Genomic DNA, 2,839 nt, shown 5'->3' on the forward strand with positions numbered 1-2,839 from the left:
CGTAGGGCTGGTAGCCCCTGCTGCCCGCGTTCGCGTCGATCTCCCGTTTGATCGTGCTCGCCGGCCGTCCCAGGGCCCGTCCGATCGCCCGCAGAGACTGGCCCGCCGAGCGCAGATCGCGGATCTGTTCGCGCTCGGCCAGGGTCAGGAAGCGCGGGTGGAGCTGCTTCTCCAGGACCCTCAAGCCGACCGGTACTGTTGTCACACCGGACATGGTGACGGTTCCCGCCCGGTAGTCGACGCGGTACCCCTCCGGATACGTGCGCGAATGGCCGGTCTTCTTGACGCCCCGTTCCCAGTCCCTGGCCGTGCGCTCGTTCACACCGACCTGCCGGGCCGCCGCCAGGCGTGCGACACCCGTGTCCCGAAGCCGCTCGTACTCATCGCGCCCGGGGTGGCGCCGCGGCAGGCGCACCGAGCTCCGTCCGCCCTTCCGGGCCCAGCCGAAAGCAGTGTTCCGGTTCACCCCCAGCTCACGCGCCACCACCGTCGCGTTCCCCACCACATCCACCTGCGCAAGGAAACGCTCCCTCAACCCCGAAAGATCATCGCGTCCAACGGCCACGGTCCTCGCAACTCCCACCGATCGCGGGTGTTGCGAGGACCGCTAGAACCCAAGCAGCGTGTCGATCCGGCCGTTCGCGATGTCCCGTTCGAGGAGCTTCCGCCGGGGGAGGCCGTCACGGTGTCTCCGACCGTCGTCCTGGTACACGAATGGCTCCGGCAGGCCATGCCGGTGGGCGCGCCGTTCCAACCTGCAGCAGTGGCATCCCGTTTCCGACGGATCGCTCGGACAGCACCGCAGGTAGAGCGCGGCTTGCGGGTTCTCGGGCGTCCGTGGTGAGTACACGGCTCTCCCTTGCGAATGGTCTGTGAGGGGCACTCAGGGCCTCGCGCGGGTCGCAAGGCCTCGCGACGAGCCGTCAGTTCCTCGGTTTCAAGGGCGAATACCGATGGCAAGCCCCCGACTACCGGTGCCGGACCCCGACCGACCAGCCTTTCGCACCGCCGCCCCCAGCTCCTCCGCGCTCACCCTGGTCACCGAGAGGGCTCTTCCTCCCCCACCGACTTCGTCCTGACCTGGTCCTCGGCTACGTCGAGTTCGGCCGGGGCGATCCGGTGGCCGCCACCGAACACGCCACGGACCCGAGGATCCACCCTTCGGATGCGTCCCCTGTCCGGGGTGATGCCCAGTTCATCGGCTCCGTCGTCCCGGTGGTGGCCGAAAGACAGGTATCGGGGCAGGTAGTTCCACGCTGCCCCGGACGTCTCGACGAGGCCGAGACTGGCATGTGCCCTACACAAGGGGACTCTGCACACGGGCCGGCGAATCCGCGTCGGCTCCGTTCTTTCCCAACCACGATCCACCGAGGTGAAAATGACTGAGAGACATCCAGGCGTCAGGACGAGTCGGTCGTTGACCGCCGTGCTGACGCTACTGGCAGCCATCACCACCCTTCTGGGCGGATCGATCGCCTCGTCGCCGCCGGCTGTGGCAGCCACTGATCACAGCGTGGACTGGCGCTACTACAGGACGGACAACCCATCCGTTCGTGCAAGCCACTACCAAACCATGATCGCCAGTCTGCGAGCCACGGGCCGTTCCTATCGTGACTCCATGTATCGCACAGGGACCGGCAACACCGAGATCGTTGTCTTCCTTGGCGATCACGAGCGCATGAGTCTCTACTTCAACGCGGAGAACATGTACCTCATCGGGTTCCGCTCATGGGCTCACAATGCGCGGGCCTACTCGTTCACAGGAGAGGCCGAGCGGGTCCGCGAGTTCACCAACGCGGGCGCACCGCACGAACTGCCCATGGCGTCCGACTATCCCGCCCTCGAACGCGTGGCAGGCGCAGGCCGCAGTGTACTGCGCTACAGTTCCGAGTCGATATTGAACGCACTCAGTACCATGCGCGCCTACGACGGAGACCAGGCCCGCGTCTCCAATGCGGACCTGGCCGGGGCCGTGCTCCGGGTTGCCGCGATCACTGCCGAGGCCTCGCGCTTCCATCACATCGCGGACTTCATGCACGCTCAGGCAGGTTCGATATCCGCGGGAGTCATGCTGCCTGCCGAGTACCTCATGGAGGAGAACAGCTGGGGCCGGCTCTCCGAATACACGGCCCACATCAGCCAGGACCCCACCCACCCGGCGCAGGTGATCGGCCAGCGGCATTACCGCTCCTTCCTGGACGTTGTACCGGTACTGGCGCTAGTGCTTTCGGCCGCCATTGACCGCACATGCAAACGGTCGGTGCCGTCGCCGACCTGGTCCCCATGGGTGCCCTTCGGCGGAGGCCTGGCCGGCGATCCGACGGCGGTCAGCCAGGCACCGAACAGTCTCGACGTCTTCGCCCAGGGCAACGACGGCCATCTGTACCAGAGGTCCTACAACGGTGCCGTCTGGCAAGATTTTGCTGACCTCGGCGCGACTCCCAGCGGCGGCTTCGTCGGGACACCTGCGGTGGTGTCACCGGAGAACGGCCGCCTGGACGTGTTCGTCCGCGGAACGACCGACGAGCTCTGGCACAAGTCGTACGTCAATGACACCTGGTCCGCCTGGGAGTCACTCGGAGGCGATCTGAGGGACAGCCCGACGGCGATCAGTCGGGGTCCAGGGAGTCTCGACGTCTTCATCAGCGGCGCGGACAACGACCTGGAGGTGAGGAGTTGGACTCACGACGGGTCCTGGACGACGAACTGGACAGAGCTCGACGGCAGGATCGTCGGCGCCCCTACGGTGGTGTCACCGGAGAACGGCCGCCTGGACGTGTTCGTCCGCGGAACGACCGACGAGCTCTGGCACAAGTCGTACGTCAATGACACCTGGTCC

At 66.4% G+C, this 2,839-nt stretch carries 2 protein-coding genes; one reads left to right on the forward strand and one right to left on the reverse strand.

All coding sequences use genetic code 11. The annotated features are described in order from the left end of the window. Positions 1-565: helix-turn-helix domain-containing protein (locus ACFWIC_RS40680; RefSeq protein WP_380522210.1), on the reverse strand; the 565-nt coding region annotated here is incomplete at its 3' end. A gap of 861 nt (positions 566-1,426) precedes the next feature. On the opposite strand from ACFWIC_RS40680, the gene ACFWIC_RS40685 reads away from it, so the two are divergent. After that, a partial coding sequence (locus tag ACFWIC_RS40685; protein ID WP_380522215.1) for a ribosome-inactivating family protein occupies positions 1,427-2,839 on the forward strand: 1,413 nt, incomplete at its 3' end.

Source organism: Kitasatospora sp. NPDC127035 (assembly GCF_042726075.1).
Taxonomy (GTDB): domain Bacteria; phylum Actinomycetota; class Actinomycetes; order Streptomycetales; family Streptomycetaceae; genus Kitasatospora.